At 46.7% G+C, this 3,015-nt stretch carries 7 protein-coding genes and 1 pseudogene; 3 read left to right on the top strand and 5 right to left on the bottom strand.

Annotation, left to right across the window (positions count from 1 at the left end):
* From ACOT0L_RS23825 to ACOT0L_RS23805, 5 genes and pseudogenes are all read right to left on the bottom strand, one after another.
* Positions 1 to 227, bottom strand: a pseudogene (locus ACOT0L_RS23825) (restriction endonuclease); the annotation flags it as partial.
* 55 nt (positions 228 to 282) lie between these two features.
* Positions 283 to 516, bottom strand: coding sequence for a hypothetical protein (locus ACOT0L_RS23820; RefSeq protein ID WP_012561157.1), 234 nt, complete (start codon positions 514 to 516; stop codon positions 283 to 285).
* 113 nt (positions 517 to 629) lie between these two features.
* Positions 630 to 944: a TrbM/KikA/MpfK family conjugal transfer protein gene (locus tag ACOT0L_RS23815; protein WP_016338363.1), complete on the bottom strand. Its 315-nt coding sequence runs from the start codon at positions 942 to 944 to the stop codon at positions 630 to 632.
* Positions 941 to 1,285 carry a hypothetical protein gene (locus tag ACOT0L_RS23810; protein ID WP_012561155.1) on the bottom strand — a complete coding sequence of 115 codons (345 nt, stop codon included), beginning with the start codon at positions 1,283 to 1,285 and terminating at the stop codon, positions 941 to 943. Before ACOT0L_RS23810 ends, ACOT0L_RS23815 begins: the two co-directional genes overlap by 4 nt.
* 15 nt (positions 1,286 to 1,300) lie before the next feature.
* On the bottom strand, positions 1,301 to 1,606 hold the full coding sequence (locus ACOT0L_RS23805) for an H-NS family nucleoid-associated regulatory protein (RefSeq protein ID WP_012561154.1): 306 nt from the start codon (positions 1,604 to 1,606) through the stop codon (positions 1,301 to 1,303).
* 108 nt (positions 1,607 to 1,714) lie between these two features.
* Between ACOT0L_RS23805 and ACOT0L_RS23800 the strand changes: the two genes are divergently transcribed.
* From ACOT0L_RS23800 to ACOT0L_RS23790, 3 genes are read left to right on the top strand one after another with little or no spacing between them, the layout of a single operon-like run.
* Entirely contained in the window at positions 1,715 to 2,452 is a 738-nt protein-coding gene (locus ACOT0L_RS23800) for a lytic transglycosylase domain-containing protein (protein ID WP_013279384.1), read from the top strand.
* A gap of 8 nt (positions 2,453 to 2,460) precedes the next feature.
* Positions 2,461 to 2,742, top strand: coding sequence for a transcriptional repressor KorA (gene korA / locus ACOT0L_RS23795; protein ID WP_016338364.1), 282 nt, complete (start codon positions 2,461 to 2,463; stop codon positions 2,740 to 2,742).
* A 9-nt stretch (positions 2,743 to 2,751) separates the two neighbouring features.
* Positions 2,752 to 2,976: a conjugal transfer protein TraM gene (locus ACOT0L_RS23790; RefSeq protein WP_148839772.1), complete on the top strand. Its 225-nt coding sequence runs from the start codon at positions 2,752 to 2,754 to the stop codon at positions 2,974 to 2,976.
* Positions 2,977 to 3,015: the final 39 nt, after the last annotated feature.

Raw genomic sequence — 3,015 nt, 5'->3', positions numbered from 1 at the left:
TCCAGCAACAGTTCTTCAAACACAAAAGGATCAATTTTCCTCAGGTAGTTAATTTTTTGTGGGAAGCCCGGCAACGTCTTTATGCGCTCCAGCACCCGCCGCGCACTTTGCTGCTTCCTTTTGTGTCGTCGGTTGCGTACTGAACGCCGGAAGAATACAACGGCAAACAGTGCGATGGCGCTGCAAGCCCATAGAATAAGGTTTTCTGTAGTGGGGAAGGGGAACATGGTGATAGTGTGCTTTCTGTGGGTAAAGAAAAGGGCGGTTAAACCGCCCTGGTGTTTAGCGACGGCTGTAAACCTGCCACGAAGCGCTGCCTGACTGATTTTGGCAAATCCGCCCGTAAAGTACGGTGCCGGTCGAGTAGCGGGCGCCATTCAGATAGCAATAGCCGCTGGATTGCAGCAGTTCGTTGCGCAGCTTTTCTTCCTGCTTTGATAGCCGGGACTCCGCAGACTGCAAACGAACGGATAATTCGTTAATCTGGCGTTGCTGGTTATTCATCTGGCTCTGCATCGCATTACCTTTATCTTGGCTGACGCAACCAGTTAAGAGAGCTGTACAGGCTAATGCACTTAATATAATTTTTTTCACGTTGGCTCCTTAAATTGAGATTATTCCTAGCCCGCCTATAAGCGAACTTTCCCGTATTTACTTATGATCTGGCTTATCATCGACTGGTTACTTCCACCTTCGCCATTATCCGGGCATTCATTAAGAAAAGCCTTCCTGGCATCCCTCGTGTGGTTGGGTAAAAAGCCGTGCTTGTTCTTTTTAACGATATTGAAGAAAGCAGCTTCAGCACTGTTACACTCGCTTCCGCCGCTATCGCCGGTGAGCTTGCCCGCCATGCACATAATAACTTTGCAGGGATCTTCAGCATGGCTGGCAGGAAGATAAAGCAGACTACCAGCTGCTATCAGAGGGATTAAGAGTTTCTTCATTGTTTTGTCCTTAACAGTTTGTTCAGATATACACCCGCCAGAATGTTGATAACGGTAAGTAATATTAATAATAACGCAGAGTTATAAATAGATTTGTAACCTATATCGCCTGCGATATATTCGACAATAAAAACGAAAATCGTTAACATTGCGAACAACTTGATTAACTTTCCTGTAATTTTCTTAACGATATAAGCAACTGAATAAGAGCCGGATTTGATGATGCTGGCGAGTAACCTGATAGCATGGACTCGGAATTTTCTTAAAATGGGCGGAATGGAAAATGCCTTTTTCTTCCTTCTGCCTTTTTGCTTTTCCGCAAAATCAATAACATCGCCCATTTTTATACTCTCCGGTTATATCTTTAGATCATCAAGTGATAAACCACTATCAAGCAGCTCTTTGAGCCATGTTGGTCGGCGGCCAGTCCCGGACCAGGTATTTTCTGCGTTCCTGGGGTCGCGGTATTTTACTTGTCTATGTTCTCTGGGGTTGGCAACGCCCTGCATTTTCATGGCTTCCAGGCTAATGCCAGCGTCCAATTTTGCAGTTAGCCAGGCCGGGCGCTTCCCTATACCAGTCCACGTATTAAAAGGGTTATCCGGGTCACGATACATGGGTTCACCTTTGGGGCGTTTTTCTGATTTCAGGGGAACCAGCATTACCTTCCTTCCTTCAGAGGTTTTCTTTTCGTTTCTTCTTGACACGATCTCATTAGCCCTTATCATAAACATAAGTCGTCGAAATTACAATTACGCGGTGAAACGTAAATGAGTAAACATCCAAAACTTCTGGTTCTCGCTCTGGCCTGCCTTGCTTGTGCTGGCCGTGCCAGTGCTGCGCCTGCCTCAGATGAAGTTGCCAGGCTTGCGCAGAGATGTGCGCCTGATGTTTCACCCTTAACAATGGCGTACATCGTCGGCCATGAGTCCTCAAATGGGCCGTACAGGATCAATATTAACGGTGGTAGTACCCAGTTAAAACAGCAACCACGTACTGAAGCTGAGGCCGTCAGCGTTTCGAAAGTTCTGCTGAAGGATAATAAAAGTTTTGATATGGGCCTTGCACAAATTAACTCAAATAATTTAGTGGGCCTGGGTCTTTCGGTTGACGATATTTTCAAGCCCTGCATCAACCTGCGGGCGAGCCAGACCATCCTTAAAGCCTGTTATGATAGCGCCCTGAAATCCTATCCAGCCGGGCAGGTTGCGCTGAGACACGCGCTTTCCTGCTACAACACCGGCTCACTCATAAACGGGATTTCTAACGGGTATGTCACGAAAGTTATCAACGTGGCGCGTCAATCAACTGATTTGAAAATCCCTACGCTGCTACCTGATGGCCAGACCAGTGAGGACAGCACCGCGACTGAGCCTCAGCAGGCAAAAAGTACGGCCACGCAGTATGACGGTGAACAAGATGTTTTTGGTTCGGGTGATGGCGATGCCTTCAGCCGAAATAATACGGATGCCTTTTTAACCAAACAGGAAACAGCGAAGGGGGAGTGAGGTTATGGATGGAACGTTTGTACCTTGTATTGCAATCACAGATCCTGGAGCTATTTGAAACAGGAAAAGTGAAGGAGGTAACGATAAAACGGGTTTCATTAAAGACGTGGTATCCCGTTTTTCAGATAGACGATGAACAGTTGGGCCAGATCGCATGTTCCATTCGGGTTAACAAAGAGCATGAACTACGAACCTGGGCTGATTTAAGGCTACTGGCAGAGTTTTTGAAAGATAAGTGTGGCGTTGAAGAATGCCGGTTAAATCTGCAATCAACAGAAGATAGTGAGTAAGGAGAAAGTATGACCACGTTGTTTAAGAAGTATGGCCCTGCGGTAGTTATGGGCGTTTTGTCCATTGCCCTGCCGCAAATTGCGCTGGCCGCTGGCACCGATACTGGTGAATCAACCGCTACATCAATCCAGACGTGGTTGAGCACATGGATTCCAATTGGTTGTGCTATTGCGATCATGGTTAGTTGCTTTATGTGGATGCTTCACGTAATCCCGGCACTGTTGCAAAGTTAGCGATGAGGCAGCCTTTTGTCTTATTCAAAGGCCTTACAT

The organism is Enterobacter cloacae complex sp. XAL002 (genome assembly GCF_049236805.1).
In the GTDB taxonomy this organism is placed as follows: Bacteria; Pseudomonadota; Gammaproteobacteria; order Enterobacterales; family Enterobacteriaceae; genus Enterobacter; species Enterobacter intestinihominis.
The sequence above is the reverse complement of the archived record's forward strand: the minus strand, read 5'-3'. Positions and strand labels throughout refer to the sequence as shown.

Excerpts from the sequence above, each read along its gene's own strand:
- ACOT0L_RS23820 (WP_012561157.1), bottom strand. The coding sequence starts at position 516 with ATGCAGAGCCAGATGAATAACCAGCAACGCCAGATTAACGAATTATCC.
- ACOT0L_RS23815 (WP_016338363.1), bottom strand. The coding sequence starts at position 944 with ATGAAGAAACTCTTAATCCCTCTGATAGCAGCTGGTAGTCTGCTTTAT.
- ACOT0L_RS23810 (WP_012561155.1), bottom strand. The coding sequence starts at position 1,285 with ATGGGCGATGTTATTGATTTTGCGGAAAAGCAAAAAGGCAGAAGGAAG.
- ACOT0L_RS23805 (WP_012561154.1), bottom strand. The coding sequence starts at position 1,606 with ATGCTGGTTCCCCTGAAATCAGAAAAACGCCCCAAAGGTGAACCCATG.
- ACOT0L_RS23800 (WP_013279384.1), top strand. The coding sequence starts at position 1,715 with ATGAGTAAACATCCAAAACTTCTGGTTCTCGCTCTGGCCTGCCTTGCT.
- korA (WP_016338364.1), top strand. The coding sequence starts at position 2,461 with ATGGAACGTTTGTACCTTGTATTGCAATCACAGATCCTGGAGCTATTT.
- ACOT0L_RS23790 (WP_148839772.1), top strand. The coding sequence starts at position 2,752 with ATGACCACGTTGTTTAAGAAGTATGGCCCTGCGGTAGTTATGGGCGTT.